This is a genomic window from Tenacibaculum sp. AWR4_210 (assembly GCF_056160945.1).
This window is the reverse complement of record NZ_JBSWYF010000002.1, coordinates 67800-90574: the sequence shown is the minus strand read 5'-3', so window position 1 is coordinate 90574 and position 22775 is coordinate 67800. Positions and strand designations below refer to the sequence as shown.

The window sequence follows — 22775 nt, the reverse complement described above, 5'->3', positions numbered from 1 at the left end:
CCAATCGTTAATTATGAATTTTGATGTGTTTTTACGCGAACTCGAATCAGTAGTTCAGTTGCTCAGTTCATACTTGAGCAACCCACAACGCAGGACTTATGTAGTGTACTTGCTTTCCGCAGGTGCCTTGGCTTACTTTTGGTTTAAACGAAAAAAGATCAAGGGATCCTTTTGGCGATACATTTTCAATCGAAAAGTTTGGCTTTCCTCTTCGGCGAAAGTCGACTATAAAATACTCACATTCAACAGTGTTTTAAAAGTTGTATTTATCGGACCTTATTTGATTTTGGGGTTGTACTTGTCATTTTACACTCGTGAATACTTGCTACAACAGTTTGGCTATCCGACAGCTAGCTACGCTACCCATACACTAATCATCACCTACAGCATAAGTTTGATGTTGCTCAACGATTTCACCTATTACCTGTTGCATTTGGCTTTCCACAAACTTCCCTGGCTTTGGGAATTTCACAAGGTACATCATTCGGCAACGAGTTTAAATCCCTTTACGCAATACCGTATTCACCCTATTGAATTATTTGCCAACAATGCGCGAAGTTTGCTTATTTTCGGCCTTACAACCGGGGTTTTTGAATATTTTTCGGGAGAAACACTCCCCAAATTAGCACTTTTTGGGATTCCTGTTTTCGGCTTGTTATTTATGTTTACGGGGGCCAACTTACGACATTCACACGTTCCTTTCCGATATCCTCCTTTACTCGAACGCATTTTTATCAGTCCGAGACAACATCAAATTCACCACAGTAAAGCCACGGAACACTACGACAAAAACATGGGATCAAAACTAGCTATCTGGGACTGGCTGTTTGGCACGCTTGTCATTTCAAATGCCGATGACAAACTCAAATTTGGCATCGATGATCCCGGGCAAAAGTTTAGTTCTCTTCGTGGAAATTTAGGGATTCCTTTTAAAAACATATTCTATTTACTGAAACGAAACATCAATAAACTACTCAAAGCGAATTAGTAGCCCTCGTTTCAAAAACTTATTTAAACCGATTCTAAATATCCAACAAAACAATTCTTAAAGTTTGCCCAAGTAGGTGGTTCGGCGTAAATTTGTGGTTATTATTTAAACAATAACACAAAATAATGAGCGGATTACTCAAATCTTCGATCGGAAGGAAATTTGCCATGGCACTTTCGGCTTTTTTCTTAATGTTTTTCTTACTTCAGCACTTTGCTATTAACCTGACGTCTATGTTTCCTGATAACGGAGCGACTTTCAACAAGCTTTCGCACTTTATGGGAACCAACCCAGCAGTACAGTACGCCTTACAGCCTGTATTGATTTTCGGAGTTGTATTCCACTTTGTTATGGGATTTGTACTCGAGTTAAAAAACAACAGTGCTCGTCAAGTAAAATACGCTAAAAATAACGGAAACGCCAATTCTACTTGGATGAGTAGAAACATGGTATACAGTGGATTGGCTATTTTAGCATTTATCGTTTTACACTTTATCGATTTCTGGATTCCAGAATTAAACACCAAGTTTATTCAAGGAGACTGGACAGGAATGCACAACGGTGAATTCAGATATTTCCACGAATTACAACACAAATTTGAAAATCCAATTCGCGTAGTAGCTTATGTAATTGCTTTTGTTTTCTTAGCATTACACTTATTACACGGATTTAGCTCAGCATTCCAATCTGTGGGTGCCAATAACAAATACACGAGAGGGTTGAAAACATTCAGTAAGATTTACGCTATCGGTATTCCAGTAGGGTTTATCATCATCGCAATTTTTCACCATTTGACTCACGCATAAAACCACTTATCACATATGGCAATTTTAGATTCAAAAGTACCAAAGGGTCCATTAAAAACTAAGTGGACTGATTATAAAGATAAAATTAACTTAGTAAACCCTGCTAACAAGCGTTTGATTGACGTTATCGTTGTAGGGACTGGTTTAGCAGGAGGTTCAGCATCGGCTACCTTGGCTGAATTAGGATACAATGTAAAAGCATTTGCTTACCAAGATTCACCGCGTCGTGCGCACTCGATTGCAGCACAGGGAGGGATCAACGCAGCAAAAAATTACCAAGGTGATGGTGACTCTACGTACCGTTTATTCTACGATACAGTAAAAGGAGGAGATTACCGTTCACGTGAAGCCAACGTATATCGTTTAGCTGAGGTTTCTGCCAACATCATTGACCAATGTGTTGCCCAGGGAGTTCCTTTCGCTCGTGATTACGGTGGTTTGTTAGATAACCGTTCTTTTGGTGGGGTATTAGTATCTCGTACGTTCTACGCCAAAGGACAAACAGGACAGCAGTTATTATTAGGAGCTTATTCGGCGATGAACCGTCAGATTGCTCGTGGTAAAATTGAAATGTTTAACCGTCATGAAATGCTTGATGTAGTAATCGTTGACGGGAAAGCGCGTGGAATTATTGCGCGTAACATGGTAACAGGAGAAATTGAGCGTCATTCAGCACACGCTGTGGTTATCGCCTCAGGAGGGTACGGAAACGTATACTTCTTATCGACCAATGCCATGGGATCAAACGCAACGGCTGCATGGAAAATTCACAAAAAAGGAGCTTTCTTTGCTAACCCTTGTTTTACCCAAATTCACCCAACATGTATTCCTCGTTCTGGTGATTACCAATCAAAATTAACCTTGATGTCAGAGTCGTTGAGAAACGATGGTCGTATTTGGGTTCCAAAAAACATGGAAGATGTATTGGCCATCAGAGAAGGGAAATTGAAACCGACAGAAATCGCTGAGGAAAACAGAGATTACTACTTAGAGCGCCGTTACCCGGCCTTCGGTAACTTAGTACCTCGTGACGTTGCCTCTCGTGCTGCCAAAGAGCGTTGTGATGCTGGATATGGAGTAAACGCAACAGGAGAAGCAGTATATTTAGATTTTAAATCTGCGATCGAACGCTATGGTAAAGAGCAGTGTAAATTAAAAGGGAATGAAAACCCTACACATGCTGAAATCTTAGCAGAAGGAGAGCAGGTAGTTGAAAATAAATACGGAAACTTATTCCAGATGTACGAAAAAATCGTAGATCAGAATCCGTACAAAACACCGATGATGATTTACCCTGCAACGCACTATACCATGGGAGGTATTTGGGTAGATTACAACTTGATGACAACCATTCCTGGATGTTACGCAATTGGAGAAGCAAACTTCTCTGATCACGGTGCCAACCGATTAGGAGCTTCTGCCTTAATGCAAGGATTAGCTGACGGGTATTTTGTATTGCCTTACACGATCGGTGATTACTTAGCTAACGATATTAGAACTGGGAAAATCAGCACTGACACACCAGAATTTGACGCTGCTGAAAAATCAGTAAAAGATCGTATTGACTTCTTCGTAAACAACAAAGGAACGCACTCAGTAGACTACTACCACAAGAAATTAGGAAAAATCATGTGGGACAAATGTGGTATGGCGCGTAACGAGAAAGGATTGCAAGAAGCTATCAAAGAAATTAAAGAACTTCGTGAAGACTTCTGGAAAAACGTAACAGTGCCTGGAGGAGCTAACGAAATGAATCCTGAATTAGAAAAAGCAGGACGTGTTGCTGATTTCCTTGAATTAGGAGAATTGTTTGCACGCGATGCACTGGACAGAACAGAGTCATGTGGTGGACACTTTAGAGAGGAGTCTGTAGAATTAGACGGACCTCAAAAAGGAGAAGCAAAACGTGATGATGTGAACTTTACTTATGTTTCGGCATGGGAGTACAAAGGAGAGCCATCAGATGCTGTTTTACACAAAGAAGATTTAGAGTTTAACGATATTGAATTAAAACAACGTTCATACAAATAAGAAAGGATTATGAATTTAACATTGAAAATCTGGCGCCAAAAAGGTGCGAATGATAAGGGAAAAATGGTCGAATACAAAGTGACCGAGATTTCTGAACATATGTCCTTCTTAGAAATGATGGATGTATTAAACGAACAATTAATCGCAAAAGGAGAGGAGCCTGTAGCCTTTGACCACGACTGTCGTGAAGGTATTTGCGGTATGTGTTCGATGTATATTAACGGGGAAGCTCACGGTCCTGACCGCGGAGTAACTACTTGTCAGTTACACATGCGTATGTTTAAAGACGGTGATACTATCTTTATCGAGCCATGGAGAGCAAAAGCCTTCCCAGTAATCAAAGATTTAGTAGTAGACCGCAGTGCTTTTGACAGAATTCAACAAGCAGGTGGATACGTGTCTGTGAATACTTCAGGAAACACCCAAGATGCCAATGCACTTCCTATTAATAAAGAAAATGCAGACAAAGCATTTGACGCCGCTACCTGTATTGGTTGTGGAGCCTGTGTAGCTACGTGTAAAAACTCTTCTGCCATGTTGTTTGTAGGAGCAAAAGTTTCTCAATACGCCTTGTTGCCACAAGGACAAGTAGAAGCAGTAGATCGTGTTAAAAACATGGTTGCTCAAATGGATTTAGAAGGATTTGGTAACTGTACCAATACTGGAGCTTGTGAAGTAGAATGTCCGAAAGGAATTTCTTTAGAAAACATCGCTCGTATGAACTCTGAATTCTTAAAAGCGAGTTTAAAAGGTTAATAGTTATACCTAACGATAAAAAAAGCGAGGATCTTCATCCTCGCTTTTCTTTTTTTACCCACTTTTATACCTTTATTAGCCACGTTTGTGGTTCTTTTTTTTTTCTCTGTAAGAAAACGAATACATTTGTACCCGTTGATTAACCAAGCATAAAAATCTGGGGGGATTTGCATGTAATAATGACATCAACAGTACAACCCACATGGGTATAAAAAAGCCTGAGCTCACTACTCAGGCTTTTCTGTGTTTACACATCTTTTTTCCCTTTTTTCACCACAAACCCTTTGATTTTCAACCGCCTTTTCGATTGCTTGGCATTAGACACTATAGTAATAACCTTGGAAAACCCTCCAAGTGCATGGGTATTGTAGGAAACCACGATACTCCCTTTTTCTCCGGGCATAATCGGCTTTTCTGGTTTCTTGGGAATTGCGCAACCACAGGTAGATCGAACCTCTTTGATAACCAAAGGCGTATCTCCGACATTGGTAAATTCAAAGCTTCGTTCTCCATTTGCCCCCTGTACTACCTTCCCGTAATCAATTTGTTCTTTTTCAAATTTAAATTCTTGTGCTACTAGTTGCATTTGGAACAAGCCTGCAACTAATAAAAAGAGTACACTTCGTTTCATATGTTTTCGTTTTTATGGATTACTTTTTTTTATTACTTCCGAAACCTCACGGATTTCTTTTTGAAGTTCGTTATTTTTTGGCTGTAATTGCAGCGCTTTTTTATAGGTTTCCAAAGCTGCTGTACACAGCTTCAATTCCTTTTGAAGACTTGCCAGACTCTCTAGGATATACGCATTGTTCGCGTACATACCTGCATTTAACTCAAAAACAAAAAGGGCTTTGTCCATGGCTCCTGATCGCCAAAGTTTATAACCGAGCGTATTTAGTTCTTTGCTACCCTTGGCATGCTCTACAAAACTCGCCATCAATTGGGCTTTTTGATTTTTTAACTCAGGCCAAGTACTCGATTCTAGTAAACTGTATAAATAATTCGCTACACGGTAATTAGGACGGTACGTTTCTCCTTGTACTAATTTTAACATATCGCGCTCAAAATCTTGTTTAGGATACTCCACTATGCGTCCAACTTCTTTTCCATCCTTCAAAACAACTACTGTGGGGACACGGTGAATTCGCCAGCCCTTTTCTTCTCCATTAGGCGCTTGTTTATAGGCCGTTGCCTTCCGGTCAACAGCGATGAGTTCTAGTTGTGCTATTGGAAAACTTGCCTCCTCCAATACCTTGTAAAACCTCGGAACTTCACGCTTACTATCACCGCACCAGGTTCCGTAAAATACTTTGATCGTATAGTTTGGGAGCTCCTTTGCCAACTGTGTTATTACTGCCGTATTAGTAAGGTAAGTTTCCTGATTTTTCTCAAACCAAGGAAATTCAGCCGTCTGCAAGTCCGCTTTCGTTGTTGGGCCTAAGAGTAGCACAGTACCTTTTTCGTCCACAACCCTTGCCGTAGACTGTTGCGCAGACAACGCAAGTACGCTCATAAAAAAATAAATGAATCCTATATATTTCATAGTTAGTTAATTTGATAAGTCAAAAATAGGAGCCACTGCTAGTAGGCACAAAAAATCAATACCTACTACCTCAAAAACTGTATCAATGACAAAAAGTGTGTTGTTCATACACATAAGACCGTCATTGGTACTCGACATTAGCTATGGACCACAAAAAAATACGTATTTTAGTTTTCCTATGATTTTTATAAAAAAATACGGCACACAGCTGCTTATCCACCTCCTTTTTTGGCTGTTCTTTACAGCGGTGTCACTCTTTGTTTTTACCCCGTATTATTGGACAGAAAACCCCTTTTTACAGTACTTTTTTATTTTGGTGAGCATCGTATACAGCAATTACTTTATCCTATTGCCATTCTTCGTCAAAAGAAAGTGGTACTTTTTATACCTTCTCCTTTTTGCGGCAATTGCCTTCCTTGCAACCCAGCTTTATTGTAACGTATTCACGCGTTGCGGTTGTACTGTACTCAAATGTTTAAGCGATTACTTATGGCAAACCTTGGTTCCTCTGTTATTTTTTTCCTTTGTGTGGTTATTGTTCCGATTCATTGAAAACACCGAAGAAATCGAAGAAGTAAAGAAGGCACATACCGCTATGGAACTCCAATTTTTAAAAAATCAGATCAACCCTCATGTACTTTTCAATAACCTAAATACCATTTACGCTCACGCTATCGAAAAGCCAGATGAAACCCCAGACCTTATTTTAAAACTTTCCGAAAACCTACAGCACGTGCTTTACGAAAGTCACGAACGCTATGTATCTTTGAGCAAGGAGATCGATTATATTGACAATTATTTAGCTTTCCAAGAATTGCGAACAGAAGGATTACAGACCATCCACTATGAAAAAAACATCGTACCGAATCGCCTTAAAATAGCACCGTTACTCCTGATAACCATTATTGAAAACGCTTTTAAACACAGCATTCCACATGGAAGCATTCGTCTGCGTTTGGTAGTAAAGGAGCAGCAACTCGATTTTTTTTGTGAAAACAGCTATCGTCCCAAAAACGAAGAAAATGAGCGTACCATCGGCTTAAAAAACTTACGAAAACGCTTAGACCTCATCTACAAGGAACACTACCGCTTAGAAATTAGGCAAGAAACCTTATTTAAAGTCCATTTAAGCATCAAACTCACAGAAGTATGACCTGTATTATAATTGAAGATGAAATGCCGGCACAGCGCATTTTAAAGCATTATATCAATAAAATTCCAGATTTGGAAATCCTAGCCTGTTTCCAAACAGCTCTCCTAGCTCATGATTTTTTAAAATCAACACGGGTTGATTTGGTATTATTGGACATCAACTTACCGGACATACAGGGCATCGATTTTATCAAGACCATTCCGACACCACCTCGAATCATCATCACAACTGCTTATCCTGATTACGCTGTATCGAGCTTTGAATTGGAAACTATTACTGATTACCTAGTCAAACCCATTTCGTTTGATCGTTTTGTAAAAGCCATCCAAAAAGCAAACAAACAAATTGATCGATACGCAAGTACCTCACAGGAATTCTTGTACTTAAACGTCGATAAACTTTTACACAAAATAGCCTTAGACGATTTGGTATACCTGGTTTCTGACAGGAATTATCTGACTTTTGTTACCACTCAGCAAAAGTTGAGTATCGTAGACTCTTTAAAAAAATGGAAGCAGCAGCTGCAATCCAACGGATTTATCCAGGTCCATAAATCCTATCTTATCAATAAAAAACACCTGCAAAAATACAGTGGGAGCTTTGTGTGGATTGCCAAAGAAAAACTCCCTATAGGCAGAACCTATAAGGAGTCATTTTTAAACGCTATACAGTCGTAAGACTTATTTTTTATCGTGCACCTTAGTAGGTATATGTTCGTTCCAAACGGTGAGTATGTCCGTAGCGACACTAGCTCCACTACCGGCTGCAATGGCAAATTGACTTCGCCAACCCGCGAGTGTTCCGCAGACGTATAATCCCTCCTTGATGAGGTGATTAAAATTGCGCAACTGGATGCGGTCTTTCATAGCATTAGCTCTTGAATGGCGTTCTACATATTGCTCCAAACCACCAATTTCAAAAGGTTTCGAGTAGTTTAACGCCACGACTACATTGGCGGTTGTGTATTCTGCTTTGTTGGTAACCACTCGATAACTACCGTCCAAATCCATTACCGCTAACACTTTTTCCGACGCTATTTGTATCACTTCAGGATACTGACTTGTTAGTTGCTCTTTTCCTGAGCTCAATATCTCTTCTCCTAAGGTTCCTGGACTGAGCCCCAACACATTGTTGAACAAGGCATTTTGTAAATGAGAAGTACGTTGGTGCATTATTATTCCAACCTTTTTCCCTTGAGCGAATGGCTTTTCTAGGGCAGAACCGAGTACCAGAGCACACTGCATTCCTGCCACGCCACCACCTATGATGAGTACATCAAACATAATTCTAGTTAATTAATTCGAATTTTTAATTAGGCCAATAACATTTTGATATTCGCTGCGAATAACTTTACTGCGATCGCCAACAGTACCACACCAAATATTTTACGGATGATTTTAATTCCGTTCGGACCAATAAATCGCTCAATTTTCGAAGAGGTTTTTAAAACCACGTAGATCAACAATACATTCAAAAAGATAGCGACTAAGATATTCTCCCAGTTATATTCTGCACGCAAAGATAATAGCGTAGTCAAACTACCTGGACCTGCAATCAGTGGGAATGCAATAGGAAAAACAGAAGCGTTTAAAGCTTCATCTTCATCCTCTTTGTACAAGGTGATTCCCAAAATCATCTCCAAGGCGATAAAAAACAAGATAAACGCACCTGCCACGGCAAATGAATTTACATCAATTCCAATGAACCCTAACAATCGCTGTCCTACAAACAAGAAGACGACCATAATGGCTCCTGCAATAACTGCGGCCTTTTCGGATTGAATATGACCTACCTTTTTTCGTAAATCGATGATAATTGGAATGTTTCCAATGATATCAATTACAGCAAATAACACCATAAATGCCGTAAAAATTTCTTTTAAATCAAAATTCATAATAGGTTGTTTTTCGTTGACAAAATTAGATAAGTAAACTTACAATCTGCTATTTTTGCAAAAGTTTTACAGAAAACTAATATACTATTTTTAAGTTTACCGCGTAGTACTCTGATTTTATTTGAGTTAACTAGCAAAACACCATAACATCAAGGAGGATATGTTTCAATTAGGAAAGACCATAGTATCGGAAGATTTATTAGAGAAAGAGTTTGTTTGCAATTTGTCTGCCTGTAAAGGGGCTTGTTGTATTGAAGGAGATGCCGGTGCACCCTTAAGTCAAGAAGAAACCGAAATTTTAGAACGCATATACCCGCAAGTAAAACCGTTTTTACGTCAAGAGGGAATCGATGCCATAGAAGCACAGGGAACCTGGATTACCAGTGATTTCGACGAGCTAGAAACCCCCTTAGTAAATCACGAAGAATGTGCCTATGTCATTTTCGACGATAAGGGAACGGCGCTTTGCGCCATTGAAGAAGCCTATAATCAAGGACTTGTCGACTGGAAAAAACCTGTTTCATGTCATTTGTATCCCATTCGCGTACGCGATTACAGCGAGTTCTCTGCTGTGAATTTCCACCAATGGGAAATTTGTGATGATGCTTGTAGCTTGGGGAAAGAATTGCAAGTTCCTGTATACAAATTTGTAAAAGACGGCTTGATAAGAAAGTTCGGCGAACACTGGTACAGTGAACTTGAAAAAGTTGCCAGAGAAAAACAAGACAACAATCCAGCATAAAAAAAGCCAGCAAATTGCTGGCTTTTTCATTCTTACAAAGAATTTTTACTGTTAACTATCTATTATTCGATAACAACTTTTTTAGAGCTCTTTCTATTTTGAGCATCGTAAATTTGCATAATGTAAATTCCTGCACTCAAGTTCACCTCAACTTTATTGCGCTCTTCAACGCTAAAATCGATATTTTGACGGTGTACTTCTTGACCTTTTACATTGTACATTTTTATCGTAGACTTTCCTGCATCAGCCTTTGCAAAAACTGTAAAACTTCCGTTAGACACGGTCGGATATACCGTAAATACATCTACATCAGCAATCACATCTTTTACAGACGCCGACTCAGCAGTGAATTTACCTGAGAATACTCCTCTACCATAAGTAGCGGCAAATACAGTATTATCATCTCTTAAATCCATATCTAATACAGGTACATTACTCATTCCGTTATACGCTTGTACCCATTTAGGGCTACTAGCAGTAATGTCAGAAGTTGTCCATACTCCTAAATCAGTACCGATAATTACTTCTTTTCTGTTCAATGGGTTTTGTAATATAGTTTTTACTGGAATGTCTGGTAAATCTCCTTCTTTGCTTACCCAGTTCGTTCCTCCATCGGCAGAATACCAAATGCTGTTTACACCGTAGTTGTGCATTGTCACGAAGATTTGGTTCTCATTTTCACCGAATTCAACATCCGATACTGAACCTAAAAAGTCTGTTCCCGTAATGTCAGCCCAAACAGCTGCTGCAGTATTTGCATTGGTTACTTTTAATAACTTTCCATTCTTCAATCCAACAAATAATTTGCTTGAAGCTGTTGTATATGGTGAAACTTTTAACGTTGATGGTTCAGAATTCATCATAGGAGATGTCATTTGAGTTTTCCCAACAGTACCCGTTTTGATTTCTGAATAACGCATTACAATTGGAGTTACTGACCCGTCTAAAGCACTTGTAACACTGTAGTTAGAGTATAAGATATCTAAATTAGAATCCAAATCTTCTTGGTTGATAAAGTCTCCATTTCTAGTTCTTTCACTATTAATGCTCTTTCTACCAGTAGCCACATCAACTAAGTCAATTGCCTGGTTGTAAACGTAGTTTGTAACAAAATACCTGTCTGTTCCATCGGTATCGAAGAAACTCGCAGCACCGTCACCTCCAGACACATCACGTGAACTATTGATTCCAGCTGTAGCGTTTTGCACTAATTGAGTACCGTTGTCCTGAGCTCCAGCTAAGAAGTACTCAGCTCCACCAAAAGCAGTTGTCGGTGCAACACCAACGGTATAAAATTGCAAGGTATTGTAATTCTTATTTCTCGCTGAAATAGTAGTTCCTGAGTTCGTTGATAAGTAAACTCCTCCGTCATTACTAAATACCATTTTCGAAGAAGATGCAAACGCTAATCCGTGCTGATCTGCATGTACGTTATTTGCAATTCCGAATCCGCCGTACCAGTGTGATAACTGTCCCCATGAAGTACCTGCATCTGTTGACTTAAATAAGTCAATACCTCCGGCGTACAATACTTTATCATTGTTAGGATCTACACGTAATAATAAATCGTAAAAAGACTGTCCACGTGTAAAATCAGTAGCTGAGATACCAGTATCAGCGTCATTTGGCAATGCCATTTCAGTAACTGTAGTAAAACTGTCAACAGTTTTATACATCTTAACAGGGTTATTTCTGTCTGTTGTTTGCGCTAGGATATAAGCAACTTTTGCATCTTGCTTTGAAAGTGCAATCTCAGTTCTCGCTCCATTTGGCACTGTGTGTACCTTAGTAAAGGTTACCCCATCGGTAGATCTGAAGATTTCTCCTCCACCATTTCCGAATGAAGAACGCGCCGTACTCATAATTACTGCGTTATCCGCTGCAATACGAACGTTATTTGGTTCGTGCTCGTTACCCCCTGTAGTTTTTGGCACATTGACTTTCGCAAAGTTAGTACCGTCAGTAGAGCGGTATAAACCATAGGTTTTTAAACCGATGAATGCAGTAGTACCAGGACTCTTATTAGGACCTTCTGCAACAGCAACGTACACTTCAGAGTTTCCTCCGTTGTTTCTTACAACGATGTCGTTTACCATTCTAACTCCAGGAACGATTAATTGATTAATTGCTCCAGAAACAGCACTTAATGTAATATTAACAGCACCTGAACCCAATGCATTTATCAACTTATTACCATCAGCTTGTGACAACATCATAGCTGGAATGGTAATAGTAGCATCGTCACCTGACATATCGATTGGATTACCCGATGTATTGTTGATAACGATAGCAGCAATAGCTCCTGCCTTTTGAGCGCGCAATACTTTATCGTCAAAATTACAACCACCTCTTTTAATCAAGGCAATCTTACCGTTTACAGCAGCGACATTCGTGATATCTTCACAAATATCATCTACCGTTCCAGTACCGTCATTTGCCACGGCTACATCCCCTGTAATAGGCGCCGTAATATCTCCTCCAAAACGAGAAGACTTTACCAATCTGTACTCTCCAGCAATTCCAGCAGGGCTGTTTACGACCATCTTGGTGTTAAAATCTAAGAAAGAGGCACCCGATGCATCACCGAATACTCTTTTCCAAGAAACTCCTCCATCGACAGATTTCCATACACCGTCACCATTAGAATCTCCTGTATACGACTCACCAGTACCCACGTATAAAATTTTAGGGTTGTTTGGATCCGCAGCGATACACGAAACGGCTAAGTTTTCTGGAATTCCAACACGCTCCCATTTGTGCGCTGCGTCAGATATTTTGGTATTTTTCCATAAACCACCACTAACTCCACCGGCAAATACAGTTTCATTGGTAGCGTCATTAGGATCAAATAACACGGCTCTCGTACGTCCACCTACGTTATCTGGTCCTCTCTCAATCCAAGCGTTCTTAGCATCTCCAGGAACTCTTCTTCCTCGACGTAATTCCGCTAGTGCACGTTGAACTTCAAAAATGTTTTCCTTGTGAATTTCTCCTGTAGCAGGGTTGATTTCCGACAAGTACTTTTGTTCGTAAAACGCGTTAGGAGGTAAGCCTAAAGCTTTTCGCTCCTCTTTGTCCAAATCCCCAACTTTTTGATATGGGTGATTTTTTAAGAACTCAGCGTGTTTTTCTCTGAGTTTTTCGACCTCAGACGGTCGACCTTCCATTGTTTTTAAGATTGCCCCTCCGGCCAATATTACTGTGCAAGACACAAAGAGTAATATTCTTCTATTCATACTTATTTGTTTAGTTTAGTACCTCTTATAACAGTTAAAATCATAAATACCCTAACTATTTTTAACAAAAAAACAACTATTTTAAAAAAATATTAAATCTTTTAACATAAAAAGAATAATATTTTACCAATAGTAATAGGATAGACGTTTTTTTTACTAAAAACTAACAACCATCTAATACTAAAGTTCTTAGTACAAAAAGAAATAGTATTTAGAACGAACTAAACACTATTTCTAATTTAAATTTTCTCATCGCTAAAAGAACTGATACGCACTTTTAATTCCCTTCAATTTAACCCTTAACGCCGTCGAACTCGAAACAGACAGCTGGATAACAACAAGTAGCTCAGAAAACTACTTCGATTACTGGTTGCTAAAGGTAAACGTGACTGTTGGGCTCGTTCCTCCTCCCATGACACCTCGTAATTGAAAACCCTGCGCCGTCGATGTAAAGCGTTTTCCGCTTCCGTCAGAAACCACAGCGTTAATCTTACCGTTGATTTCGTTGGCCGCCCAACCCCAAGGGATAATTGATTTGGTAGAAAAATAATGTCCGGAAGCTCCTATGTGGTACTCCAATGAACTTTCTACCCCTAAAGCCTCTCCTGGTGGATGTACCACTAGAAAAACACCAAACTTTCCTGGAGGAATCACGCTAGGAGGTTCGCTAAAAAATTCTCCGCCATCCAAAACAATGCGTTTTTTTAAGCGCAGGTACTGATTGGAGGTGTTTTCAATGATTGTCAATCCTGAAACGCCATTACCATAAGCAGACTTTAGTGCTTTAACCGCAGATGCTGCTTCTGAACGGGTATTGTAAAGATGCGGAGGTATCGACGTTTTATCAGTCGTTATGCTTACGACGGTTTGTATTGGATAATGATCGGATACATCGAGTAGTTTCCCAGCCTTTTTAGAGGTATACTTCGGAGTAAACACCTTTGTTAAGTCCTTGTTTACATGAGCTTCTTTAGCGACGAGTATGTAATCTAATCGCGATTGCTCAACCACTTTTTTGTTTGTATCAAAGTGTTGTGCCAGTTCATTATGAACTTCGTCATAGGTATAATTCTTTTTTGTTGGATGCTTTGCTGGATCTTGTAAAAAGCCCAATCGTCGCTCCACGACATTTACGTATTCCCTTTTTTCCGCAGGTACGTTGAGGTCCCCAGCTACGATGATAGGGTAGTCCTTTTTAGCATTCATTCGTTGCAACATTTGACTAAACTGCTTGTTTCGAACTTCGAACTGATCATCGTCTGCTTGCAAATGGCTCGCGTACAAATACACACCAGCGCCTTTTTTAGTACCTAATTCCAGCTCCCAAAATCCTTTTTGTGACAAGGCATCAAAACCGGCCGCATCTTTAAAGCGCTCAAAATGCTTTTTATGAACCCCCAATTTCGATAGAATTAATAAACCATCCCCAACAATTCCATTGGCTTCTGTATGGATGGCATAGGGGTGGGTAGCACTTAAACTTTGTGCAATTGCTCGTTTCGACGCATCTGTCCAAACTTCAGTCAATACAAATACATCTGCATCTGCTTGTTCCTTGAGAAAAGCGATCACCGCCTTTTGACGTAAAGCGTCTTCGTAACGAGTAATCAAAAACAGATGTGTATTGTAGGTCACCAATTTAATTTGCTCCGTGATACTGCGTTCCATAAATTGGTTTTGCTTAGCTCTATCCTGCGGGATAGCCATTTCTAAAAGTTCATCATTGTGCTGGCAACGCACGCTGATAAAGAATACCAGCACTCCGAGAAGTGCTACAAAAATTTTCTTCATAATAAAGGGTTTAGTGTCCCCTGAAGATAGTGACGACCTAACTCAACCATTTTACCGCTGTGTTACTAATTAGCAGTGTGTAGTTTATTCATTTGGAGTTGAAGTAGCCCAATTCAAGGATCATGATTACAAACACAAAGGTGTTCCACAAACCCCTCACTATCAAGTTTTAGAAGTCCTAAATCAGCATATAGGACTCCTTACCATCACGAAAGCCTCCCCTATAATTCGCTATGCTACTGGTATTGATCATTTTAAATAAAACCTATTCTGAAAAGCTATTGCTGAAAGGTACCAACGGTAAGCGACCAAAACAATGATTGGTTTTAATTATGTCTATCGATAAAATCTTTGTAAAATTTCAAAATTGGTAGTATCGCTTCCCACCAGTTTTCAAAAGCGAGGTGGTATTCCATTTCTAGATGAAAATTCTCGGCTACATTTTTCCCCGTGATACGGGGCTCAAAAGCCTGCACATTAGCAAGGTTTTTAAGAGTCTTTACCGCACTATTGGTACGTATAAAATTACGAATTCCTGAGTGATCACAATTTAGTTTAAAGCGGTTTCTATTTCTAAAAAACAAGGTTTCCCAGTGACTTCTCGTTACTAATTCAAATTCACCAGAGGCATTGTAAGACAAATCTCTACAGTACACCAAACCCGTAGCACCAACTCCTAAAAAATTTGTTAGTACAACCGTTTTATTGCGATATTCTAAAACTATTTTAACATTAGTCGCAGTATCGCGAACTCCAAACCCTTTGTAAACCAAGGCTTCATTAAAATACAAGGATGCTCCCGCCTTCTTGGCAATTTTTTCTAATACTTCTTTCATTTAACAAGCTACTTTTTCATGCTTTGACAAGATAGCTGTTTAAAACTACCCCACAAAATTAGCTTCTGTAAAAGAGTATTTCCATGGTCATTAAAGAGTAAAGCACTCCATTAAGAACAACTATTTAAAATATATCTCCCTTGAGTTTTTTATGCAAACGGATGGCATATCCGTCAGACAATCCTGCTACATAACTACAAACTTGCATAATACGATCGTACAAGCGTTCCTTTCCTTGCTGGTACTCTTGAGGGAGCACATTAAGCACGAGCTTATCGTAATTAGATGCCTTATTTAAGTGGGTATTGTTCAATGCGGTTACGAACACATCCAATAAATCTGCAATAATTCGATAGCCAGCAACTTCCTTTTCAATGACGTCTTTACTGCGATAAATTTTTTCTACACTGATCTTTATGATATCATTGATTTGCGCCTCGTATTGGCATTTATCGAGCAGGCCTTTGTCAAAAGTTCCTTGCATAATGGCTGCTTCATTATCTAAAAAGATGGTGACAGCCTCGTTAATTAGGACCCCAATAGCGAGGGCTCTCAAGTAGGAAACACGATCCTTTTTATGAACAAGCGAGTGATATTTAGCGCTATCAATTGTTCCCTTCACCAGTTTAATCAAGTACTCCAATGCGTATTCTTCATCGATTAATCCGAGGTTAATTCCATCTTCAAAATCGATAATCGTATAGCAAATATCATCTGCTGCTTCCACTAAATACGCCAAAGGGTGACGGTAGTACGACACGCCTGTACTTTCCTTTTTTAGTAAACCGAGATCCTGCGCTAAATCATTGAATGCCTCTTTTTCTGACTGAAAAAAACCGTATTTTTTATCGACGATATGCTTGCTTGGTTTTTTAGGTAAACTCTCTTTAGGATACTTGATAAAAGCTCCTAAAGTCGCATAAGACAAACGCAATCCTCCAGTTACTCCCGCCTTAGATTCTGTGAGTAGTTTTAATCCATTGGCATTCCCTTCAAAATCGATGAGGTCTTGGTATTCCAGGGCTGTCAGTTCGTCCTTGTACTGCAATCCATTACCCGTTTTAAAATACTCTCCAATAGCTTTTTCACCAGAGTGACCAAAGGGAGGGTTTCCAATATCATGCATGACGGATGCAGCCGCAACTATGGCTCCAAAATCATTGAAGGTATAACCTAATTCTGCCAATTGTGGATGTCTTTCTAGTAAGACTTTCCCAACGCGACGTCCTAAGGTTCTTCCAACTACTGATACTTCCAAACTGTGGGTCAAACGGGTGTGAACAAAATCAGTTTTCGATAGGGGAATCACTTGAGTTTTGTCTTGCAAACTCCTAAAGGCAGATGAAAATATAATGCGATCAAAATCGACTTCAAACCCCAAACGCGTTTCATCTTGTTCGGCTCTTAAGCGCTTTTTGGTATCTCCAAATCTCTTTAACGAAAGTAATTGTTCCCAGTTCATATCGGTAGTTTAAGTAAACAAAGTTATTTAAAGTTTTTATCTTTCGGTAAGCTTTTTTTAACTTGCTTCGAATAGGTTTTTACTGAAACCCAGATGCTCTGATAAAAAATTGTAAACGAAAGAGTTAAAACAAAAAGTAAATCCGTACCTTTGTATTAATTAACTTGACTAACCAAAAAATTGTGCTTAACTTTATTACCGAAAATATAAAACACATGGGGAGTACTAGCTCTGTAGCTAATGAATTTATAAAACTTTCTAAGGAGAGTGATGTTGCGCTTACTAATATGAAACTCATTAAATTGATGTACATAGCGCAGGGGCTATCTCTGTCTTTATTGGAACGTCCAATCTTTAGAAATGACGCCATTGAGGCTTGGAAATTTGGTCCGGTTATCCCTAGTGTATACCACGAGTTTAAGCATTTCAAATCTGATCCTATCACCAGTAAATCAGTTATCCTTGACAGTGACTGGAGTCATTCATCAGAACCGACTTTAAGCAATGAAGAGGATCGAAAAATAGTGTTGCTCACTTGGCAGCTCTACAGAGATATTTCTGCCAAAGATTTGGTAAATCTCACCCACATGCCTGGAACTCCTTGGAGTTTAACCTACAGTCCAGATCAAAACAGAGTTATCAGTAACGACCTTATCAAAAGGTATTACGATAAGTTTATTATCAACCTGGATAAACAATTAGAGAGTGCATAATTCCAAGCTAGACAAACTACTAGAAGGTTCCAAAAAAGTTGCAGTAGATACCACAAAAATAGACAAAGACACCGCGCTTACCCAACAAGAGGTATACGACCGCGTACAAGACCGATACGAGCGTAAAAAGTACGCTTTTCGGACTTTTATATTTCTCTGTGCGTTTACTAGTTTGGTCCTGCTGATTATCATTGCCGCTGGTTTTTCGAAATTGAGTCATTTTGAGTTGAGCGAGGCCGTACTTATTGCCCTCATCACCTCCTCACTAGCTACCGTCGTAGGGATTTTTATATTGGTCATGCGTTATTTGTTTAAATAAATACCCCAGTCTATAAGCTACTCGCGCCACAAACCAGTAAACCTCCATTTTAAGACCTGTTTTATCAGTTTCTAAGGAAACCCCTTATTCCAACAGAAACGTTTTATAAAACCCCATTAACACCAAAAAAAAGAGCCTTTACCCAATCCGGGCAAAGACTCCTTCGTGTCGATTCTTAGGGAATCAAGCTTATGATCCACACATTAAACAATCATCAGGACCTGCGTTCTTTGATTGTTCAACCATGGCTTTAAATTCTTCTGGGCTCATTGCTGGCTCTTCTTCTTTCTTTTCAACATCTAGTGTAAATTGTTTAGCATTTACAGCCGATTTGGTACGTAGGTAATACATACCTGTCTTCAAACCAGATTTCCAAGCGTAGAAGTGCATCGATGTCAATTTACCGTAATCAGGGTCATTCATAAATAAATTTAACGATTGCGACTGGTCGATAAAGTAACCTCTATGTCGTGCCATATCGATAATATCTTTCATACTCATCTCCCATACAGTTTTATACAGCTCTTTGAGTTCTTGAGGAATCGCATCGATATGCTGAATCGAACCGTTTGCACGCATAATACTCTCCTTCATATTGTTGTCCCATAAATCCAACTCTACCAAGTCTTCCAACAAGTGTTTATTTACGACAATAAACTCTCCAGAAAGTACACGACGCGTATAAATATTAGAAGTATAAGGCTCAAAAGCTTCATTATTTCCTAAAATTTGCGATGTAGATGCTGTTGGCATAGGTGCTAATAACAACGAGTTTCTCACCCCGTGCTCCATCACTTCTTTACGCAGTGATTTCCAATCCCAACGACCACTTAACTCGTCATCTTGAACTCCCCACATATTGTATTGGAATTCTCCTTCAGACATCGGTGATCCTTTAAAAGTAGAATACGGTCCTTTTGCTTTTGCTACCTCCATTGATGAAGTTACTGCAGCGAAATACAAGGTTTCAAAAATTTCCTGATTCAACTTTTTAGCTTCGTCACTTGTGAACGGCATGCGCAGCGTAATAAAAGCATCGGCCAATCCTTGAATTCCCAATCCTACTGGGCGGTGACGGAAGTTTGAGTTTTCAGCTTCTTTAACAGGGTAGTAGTTACGATCAATTACCGTATCTAAGTTACGGATAACTTTTTTCGTCACCTCAAATAATTGCTGGTGATCAAAAAACTTATTTCCGTTTTCATCTTGTGCGATAAACATCGGAATGGCAATAGACGCTAAGTTACATACTGCTACCTCATCTTCAGCAGTATACTCCATAATCTCGGTACACAAATTCGACGAACGAATAGTTCCTAAGTTCTTTTGATTCGACTTACGATTTGCCGCATCCTTATACAACATATAAGGCGTTCCCGTTTCAATTTGAGACTCTAATATTTTCTCCCAAAGCTCTCGTGCTTTGATGGTTTTTCTACCTTTTCCTGCTGCCTCATAGCTCGTATACAAACGCTCAAATTCCTCACCATACGTATCGTATAAATGCGGGCACTCGTGCGGACACATCAACGTCCAATCCGCATCTTCTTGTACGCGCTTCATAAATAAATCAGAAATCCACATTGCGTAAAACAAGTCACGGGCACGCATTTCTTCTTTACCGTGGTTCTTTTTAAGATCTAGGAAATCAAAGATATCGGCATGCCAAGGCTCTAAATACATGGCAAAAGATCCTTTGCGTTTTCCTCCTCCTTGATCCACGTAACGCGCGGTATCGTTAAATACACGTAACATAGGTACAATTCCGTTTGAAGTACCGTTGGTTCCACTGATATAAGAACCTGTAGCACGGATATTGTGAATAGACAACCCAATACCTCCGGCCGACTGAGAAATTTTAGCCGTTTGTTTTAGAGTATCGTAAATTCCATCAATACTGTCATCTTGCATTTGTAATAAGAAACAAGAAGACATTTGTGGTTTAGGTGTTCCTGAATTAAACAGGGTAGGAGTTGCGTGGGTAAAGTACTTTTTACTCATCAATTCATAAGTTGCGATAGCCTCATCGATATCATTTTTGTGAATACCGATAGACACACGCATTAACATATGCTGTGGACGTTCCGCTATAAGTCCATTTAACTTGAGTAAGTACGATCTTTCTAAAGTTTTAAAACCAAAATAATCATAGTTAAAATCGCGGCTGTAGATGATGGTAGAATCTAATTTATCCGCATTTTTCTCAATGATTTCATAGACATCATCGGCCAAAAGAGGTGCCTTATTACCAGTACGAGGGTTTACGTACACGTAGAGGTCCTTCATGGTCTCTGAGAATGATTTTTTAGTGTTTTTATGTAAGTTAGACACTGCGATTCGAGCTGCTAATTTCGCATAATCTGGATGTGCAGTGGTCATGGTTGCAGCAATTTCTGCGGCTAAGTTATCCAATTCAGAAGTAGTAACTCCATCATACAATCCTTCAATAACACGCATGGCTACTTTAACAGGATCAACAATCTTATTCAAACCATAACACATTTTGCGCACGCGCTCAGTGATTTTATCGAACATTACAGGCTCTTTTCTACCGTCTCTTTTTACTACATACATACTCTTAATAGGTCGTTTTAGGTTAATTTAGCTGTTGCCAAGAGTCCACAAGAACTTCAGCAACCTTTTTTAAATGATTAAAAATGGTTTCCACAATGAAAACTAGATAACGTATGAAAAGCTCAAAGCTTTTATACTTACATTACCGCATGTAGGGGATAGCAGTATTCAATTCCTTTTTTAGAAGTCAGCATCAAAACTGATACTTCCAGTACCTCCTGATTTTACACCAGCTTTTTGGTACTCAGAGACTCTCTTTTCGAAGAAATTAGTTTTTCCTTCTAGAGAGATCATCTCCATAAAGTCAAACGGATTGGAAGACTCGTAGACTTTTTCGCATCCGAATTCGAGTAGTAGTCTATCGGTCACATACTCTAGGTACTGCGTCATTAATTTGGCATTCATTCCTATCAAGCTTACAGGCAATGACTCCGTAATAAATTCGCGTTCTATATCAAGAGCTGACACGATAATTTCTTTAATTCGTTCTTTAGGAACTTTGTTGACTAGGTGGTTGTTGTGTAAGTGAACAGCGAAGTCACAGTGCATACCTTCATCTCTTGAAATCAACTCATTTGAGAAGGTTAGCCCCGGTAATAAACCTCTTTTCTTTAGCCAGAAAATTGAACAGAAAGAACCAGAGAAGAATATTCCTTCAACCGCAGCAAAAGCGATTAAACGCTCAGCAAATGAATCAGAATCAATCCACTTGAGTGCCCAATCAGCCTTTTTCTTAATTGCTGGGAATACCTCTATCGCTTTAAATAACCTGTTCTTTTCTTCTTCGTCCTTAATATAAGTATCGATCAATAATGAATACGTTTCAGAATGAATATTCTCCATCATGATTTGAAACCCATAAAAGAACTTTGCTTCAGAATACTGAACCTCATTTACGAAGTTCTCCGCTAAATTTTCATTTACGATACCATCCGATGCAGCGAAAAAAGCCAATACGTGTTTAATAAAATAGCGCTCGTCGTCAGATAACTTGTGATTCCAATCATTGAGATCAGAATGTAAGTCAATTTCTTCCGCAGTCCAAAAACAAGCCTGTTGCTTTTTATACCATTCCCACAAATCGTTGTGTTGGATTGGAAAAATTACAAATCTGTCTTTGTTTTCTTGTAAAATTGGTTCGATGCCAGCCATTTTTTAAACTAATATTTTCTGTTATTTTTTCGAGTTGTTAAGGGATAAACAAAGATTGGAATTTTTGATTCAAATTGAAAGTTATACTTATTCACAAATCCCTTGAAGTTTTTAACAAATGAGCTTTTTAAGCAATTTTTTACTAAAAAAAAGATTTACCTAAACAACTAAAAAACAACCGTTTAAAATTACTTTTTTTCGCTCCGCAGTGATAATCACTGAGTTTGTATTGAACGGCATTTTAAAAAAAAAGTGAGGTAAAATTACCTCACTTTTATCCGTTTATTTTTCTGTTTTGAGCACGTCTTTTATAATTTGCTCTAGCTGCTTTTTCGGCAGTGCTCCGTGTGCCATTTGCGGTTCCTCGCCCATAGGACAAAACAACATGGATGGAATGCTTCGAATTCCAAAAGCAGCCGATAATTCCTGTTCTGCTTCCGTATCTACTTTATAAATTTTTAGCTTATCACCGTACTCTTCGCTCAATTCCTCCAATACAGGAGCAATCATCTTACATGGACCACACCAATCTGCGTAAAAATCAATAATGGCAGGAACCGACCCCTCAAAAGTCCATTCCTTATTCTTTTCATAATTAAACACCTTTTCTAAAAAAGTTGCTTTGGTTAAATTTTCTGTCATTTCTTTATTCGTATTATCCTGAATTTCTTAATTACACTACATTTGGGCTTGATTAGTCGTAGTATAACCCAATCATTACAGCCCTGGAACTTTATTAACCTTTGTATAGCAAAAGCTACTAACTAAAACTCCTAATG

At 39.0% G+C, this 22775-nt stretch carries 20 protein-coding genes; 9 read left to right on the top strand and 11 right to left on the bottom strand.

What is annotated here, in order from left to right:
• The first annotated feature begins 13 nt into the window (after positions 1–13).
• The 4 genes from ACXAG7_RS03700 to ACXAG7_RS03685 all read left to right on the top strand — a co-directional run bounded on the left by ACXAG7_RS03700 (position 14) and on the right by ACXAG7_RS03685 (position 4581).
• A complete protein-coding gene (locus ACXAG7_RS03700; RefSeq protein WP_476666007.1) occupies positions 14–988 on the top strand; it encodes a sterol desaturase family protein in 975 nt (324 codons plus the stop codon).
• 125 nt (positions 989–1113) lie between these two features.
• Positions 1114–1794 (top strand): succinate dehydrogenase cytochrome b subunit, encoded by a 681-nt coding sequence (locus ACXAG7_RS03695; RefSeq protein ID WP_408041833.1) that lies wholly within the window; start codon positions 1114–1116, stop codon positions 1792–1794.
• A 15-nt stretch (positions 1795–1809) separates the two neighbouring features.
• The gene (locus ACXAG7_RS03690; protein ID WP_408041832.1) at positions 1810–3825 is read left to right on the top strand and encodes a fumarate reductase/succinate dehydrogenase flavoprotein subunit; all 2016 of its coding nucleotides are present in this window, start codon (positions 1810–1812) and stop codon (positions 3823–3825) included.
• A 9-nt stretch (positions 3826–3834) separates the two neighbouring features.
• Positions 3835–4581, top strand: coding sequence for a succinate dehydrogenase/fumarate reductase iron-sulfur subunit (locus ACXAG7_RS03685; protein WP_408041831.1), 747 nt, complete (start codon positions 3835–3837; stop codon positions 4579–4581).
• 247 nt (positions 4582–4828) lie between these two features.
• On the opposite strand, the gene ACXAG7_RS03680 is transcribed toward ACXAG7_RS03685, so the two are convergent.
• Complete coding sequence (locus ACXAG7_RS03680; RefSeq protein ID WP_476666006.1) at positions 4829–5212, bottom strand: DUF1573 domain-containing protein; 384 nt, start codon at positions 5210–5212, stop codon at positions 4829–4831.
• Positions 5213–5224: 12 nt separating this feature from the next.
• Positions 5225–6124 (bottom strand): thioredoxin family protein, encoded by a 900-nt coding sequence (locus ACXAG7_RS03675; protein WP_476666005.1) that lies wholly within the window; start codon positions 6122–6124, stop codon positions 5225–5227.
• 85 nt (positions 6125–6209) lie between these two features.
• On the opposite strand from ACXAG7_RS03675, the gene ACXAG7_RS03670 reads away from it, so the two are divergent.
• Both ACXAG7_RS03670 and ACXAG7_RS03665 read left to right on the top strand, forming a co-directional pair.
• A complete protein-coding gene (locus ACXAG7_RS03670; RefSeq protein ID WP_476666004.1) occupies positions 6210–7277 on the top strand; it encodes a sensor histidine kinase in 1068 nt (355 codons plus the stop codon).
• A complete protein-coding gene (locus ACXAG7_RS03665; protein ID WP_408041827.1) occupies positions 7274–7954 on the top strand; it encodes a LytR/AlgR family response regulator transcription factor in 681 nt (226 codons plus the stop codon). The genes ACXAG7_RS03670 and ACXAG7_RS03665 overlap by 4 nt, the downstream gene beginning before the upstream one ends.
• A 3-nt stretch (positions 7955–7957) precedes the next feature.
• Here the strand turns inward: ACXAG7_RS03665 and ACXAG7_RS03660 are convergent, their stop codons facing one another.
• Both ACXAG7_RS03660 and ACXAG7_RS03655 read right to left on the bottom strand, forming a co-directional pair.
• Complete coding sequence (locus ACXAG7_RS03660; RefSeq protein WP_408041826.1) at positions 7958–8560, bottom strand: FAD-dependent oxidoreductase; 603 nt, start codon at positions 8558–8560, stop codon at positions 7958–7960.
• Positions 8561–8589: 29 nt separating this feature from the next.
• Entirely contained in the window at positions 8590–9171 is a 582-nt protein-coding gene (locus ACXAG7_RS03655) for a MarC family protein (protein WP_408041825.1), read from the bottom strand.
• Positions 9172–9331: 160 nt separating this feature from the next.
• Between ACXAG7_RS03655 and ACXAG7_RS03650 the strand changes: the two genes are divergently transcribed.
• The gene (locus ACXAG7_RS03650; RefSeq protein ID WP_476666003.1) at positions 9332–9913 is read left to right on the top strand and encodes a DUF3109 family protein; all 582 of its coding nucleotides are present in this window, start codon (positions 9332–9334) and stop codon (positions 9911–9913) included.
• 62 nt (positions 9914–9975) lie between these two features.
• Here ACXAG7_RS03650 and ACXAG7_RS03645 read toward each other — a convergent pair whose 3' ends face one another.
• The 4 genes from ACXAG7_RS03645 to ACXAG7_RS03630 form a co-directional block, all read right to left on the bottom strand.
• Positions 9976–13149 (bottom strand): PA domain-containing protein, encoded by a 3174-nt coding sequence (locus tag ACXAG7_RS03645; protein WP_476666002.1) that lies wholly within the window; start codon positions 13147–13149, stop codon positions 9976–9978.
• A 363-nt stretch (positions 13150–13512) separates the two neighbouring features.
• The gene (locus ACXAG7_RS03640; protein ID WP_476666001.1) at positions 13513–14940 is read right to left on the bottom strand and encodes an endonuclease/exonuclease/phosphatase family protein; all 1428 of its coding nucleotides are present in this window, start codon (positions 14938–14940) and stop codon (positions 13513–13515) included.
• A gap of 326 nt (positions 14941–15266) precedes the next feature.
• On the bottom strand, positions 15267–15776 hold the full coding sequence (locus tag ACXAG7_RS03635) for a hypothetical protein (RefSeq protein WP_476666000.1): 510 nt from the start codon (positions 15774–15776) through the stop codon (positions 15267–15269).
• Positions 15777–15900: 124 nt separating this feature from the next.
• Positions 15901–17238 (bottom strand): deoxyguanosinetriphosphate triphosphohydrolase, encoded by a 1338-nt coding sequence (locus ACXAG7_RS03630; protein ID WP_476665999.1) that lies wholly within the window; start codon positions 17236–17238, stop codon positions 15901–15903.
• A gap of 215 nt (positions 17239–17453) precedes the next feature.
• On the opposite strand from ACXAG7_RS03630, the gene ACXAG7_RS03625 reads away from it, so the two are divergent.
• Together ACXAG7_RS03625 and ACXAG7_RS03620 are read left to right on the top strand one after the other, a co-directional pair.
• The gene (locus ACXAG7_RS03625) at positions 17454–17951 is read left to right on the top strand and encodes a Panacea domain-containing protein (RefSeq protein ID WP_408041819.1); all 498 of its coding nucleotides are present in this window, start codon (positions 17454–17456) and stop codon (positions 17949–17951) included.
• Positions 17944–18270, top strand: coding sequence for a hypothetical protein (locus ACXAG7_RS03620; RefSeq protein WP_408041818.1), 327 nt, complete (start codon positions 17944–17946; stop codon positions 18268–18270). Before ACXAG7_RS03625 ends, ACXAG7_RS03620 begins: the two co-directional genes overlap by 8 nt.
• A 189-nt stretch (positions 18271–18459) precedes the next feature.
• On the opposite strand, the gene ACXAG7_RS03615 is transcribed toward ACXAG7_RS03620, so the two are convergent.
• The 3 genes from ACXAG7_RS03615 to trxA all read right to left on the bottom strand — a co-directional run bounded on the left by ACXAG7_RS03615 (position 18460) and on the right by trxA (position 22638).
• Positions 18460–20844, bottom strand: a complete 2385-nt coding sequence (locus ACXAG7_RS03615) for a ribonucleoside-diphosphate reductase subunit alpha (RefSeq protein WP_408041817.1) — start codon at positions 20842–20844, stop codon at positions 18460–18462.
• Between the two features lie 180 nt (positions 20845–21024).
• Complete coding sequence (locus ACXAG7_RS03610; RefSeq protein ID WP_408041816.1) at positions 21025–21996, bottom strand: ribonucleotide-diphosphate reductase subunit beta; 972 nt, start codon at positions 21994–21996, stop codon at positions 21025–21027.
• Positions 21997–22278: 282 nt separating this feature from the next.
• The gene (gene trxA, locus ACXAG7_RS03605) at positions 22279–22638 is read right to left on the bottom strand and encodes a thioredoxin (protein ID WP_408041815.1); all 360 of its coding nucleotides are present in this window, start codon (positions 22636–22638) and stop codon (positions 22279–22281) included.
• Positions 22639–22775: the final 137 nt, after the last annotated feature.

Coding starts and splice junctions, on each gene's coding strand:
- ACXAG7_RS03700 (WP_476666007.1), top strand. CDS start 14: ATGAATTTTGATGTGTTTTTACGCGAACTCGAATCAGTAGTTCAGTTG.
- ACXAG7_RS03695 (WP_408041833.1), top strand. CDS start 1,114: ATGAGCGGATTACTCAAATCTTCGATCGGAAGGAAATTTGCCATGGCA.
- ACXAG7_RS03690 (WP_408041832.1), top strand. CDS start 1,810: ATGGCAATTTTAGATTCAAAAGTACCAAAGGGTCCATTAAAAACTAAG.
- ACXAG7_RS03685 (WP_408041831.1), top strand. CDS start 3,835: ATGAATTTAACATTGAAAATCTGGCGCCAAAAAGGTGCGAATGATAAG.
- ACXAG7_RS03680 (WP_476666006.1), bottom strand. CDS start 5,212: ATGAAACGAAGTGTACTCTTTTTATTAGTTGCAGGCTTGTTCCAAATG.
- ACXAG7_RS03675 (WP_476666005.1), bottom strand. CDS start 6,124: ATGAAATATATAGGATTCATTTATTTTTTTATGAGCGTACTTGCGTTG.
- ACXAG7_RS03670 (WP_476666004.1), top strand. CDS start 6,210: ATGACAAAAAGTGTGTTGTTCATACACATAAGACCGTCATTGGTACTC.
- ACXAG7_RS03665 (WP_408041827.1), top strand. CDS start 7,274: ATGACCTGTATTATAATTGAAGATGAAATGCCGGCACAGCGCATTTTA.
- ACXAG7_RS03660 (WP_408041826.1), bottom strand. CDS start 8,560: ATGTTTGATGTACTCATCATAGGTGGTGGCGTGGCAGGAATGCAGTGT.
- ACXAG7_RS03655 (WP_408041825.1), bottom strand. CDS start 9,171: ATGAATTTTGATTTAAAAGAAATTTTTACGGCATTTATGGTGTTATTT.
- ACXAG7_RS03650 (WP_476666003.1), top strand. CDS start 9,332: ATGTTTCAATTAGGAAAGACCATAGTATCGGAAGATTTATTAGAGAAA.
- ACXAG7_RS03645 (WP_476666002.1), bottom strand. CDS start 13,149: ATGAATAGAAGAATATTACTCTTTGTGTCTTGCACAGTAATATTGGCC.
- ACXAG7_RS03640 (WP_476666001.1), bottom strand. CDS start 14,940: ATGAAGAAAATTTTTGTAGCACTTCTCGGAGTGCTGGTATTCTTTATC.
- ACXAG7_RS03635 (WP_476666000.1), bottom strand. CDS start 15,776: ATGAAAGAAGTATTAGAAAAAATTGCCAAGAAGGCGGGAGCATCCTTG.
- ACXAG7_RS03630 (WP_476665999.1), bottom strand. CDS start 17,238: ATGAACTGGGAACAATTACTTTCGTTAAAGAGATTTGGAGATACCAAA.
- ACXAG7_RS03625 (WP_408041819.1), top strand. CDS start 17,454: ATGGGGAGTACTAGCTCTGTAGCTAATGAATTTATAAAACTTTCTAAG.
- ACXAG7_RS03615 (WP_408041817.1), bottom strand. CDS start 20,844: ATGTATGTAGTAAAAAGAGACGGTAGAAAAGAGCCTGTAATGTTCGAT.
- ACXAG7_RS03610 (WP_408041816.1), bottom strand. CDS start 21,996: ATGGCTGGCATCGAACCAATTTTACAAGAAAACAAAGACAGATTTGTA.
- trxA (WP_408041815.1), bottom strand. CDS start 22,638: ATGACAGAAAATTTAACCAAAGCAACTTTTTTAGAAAAGGTGTTTAAT.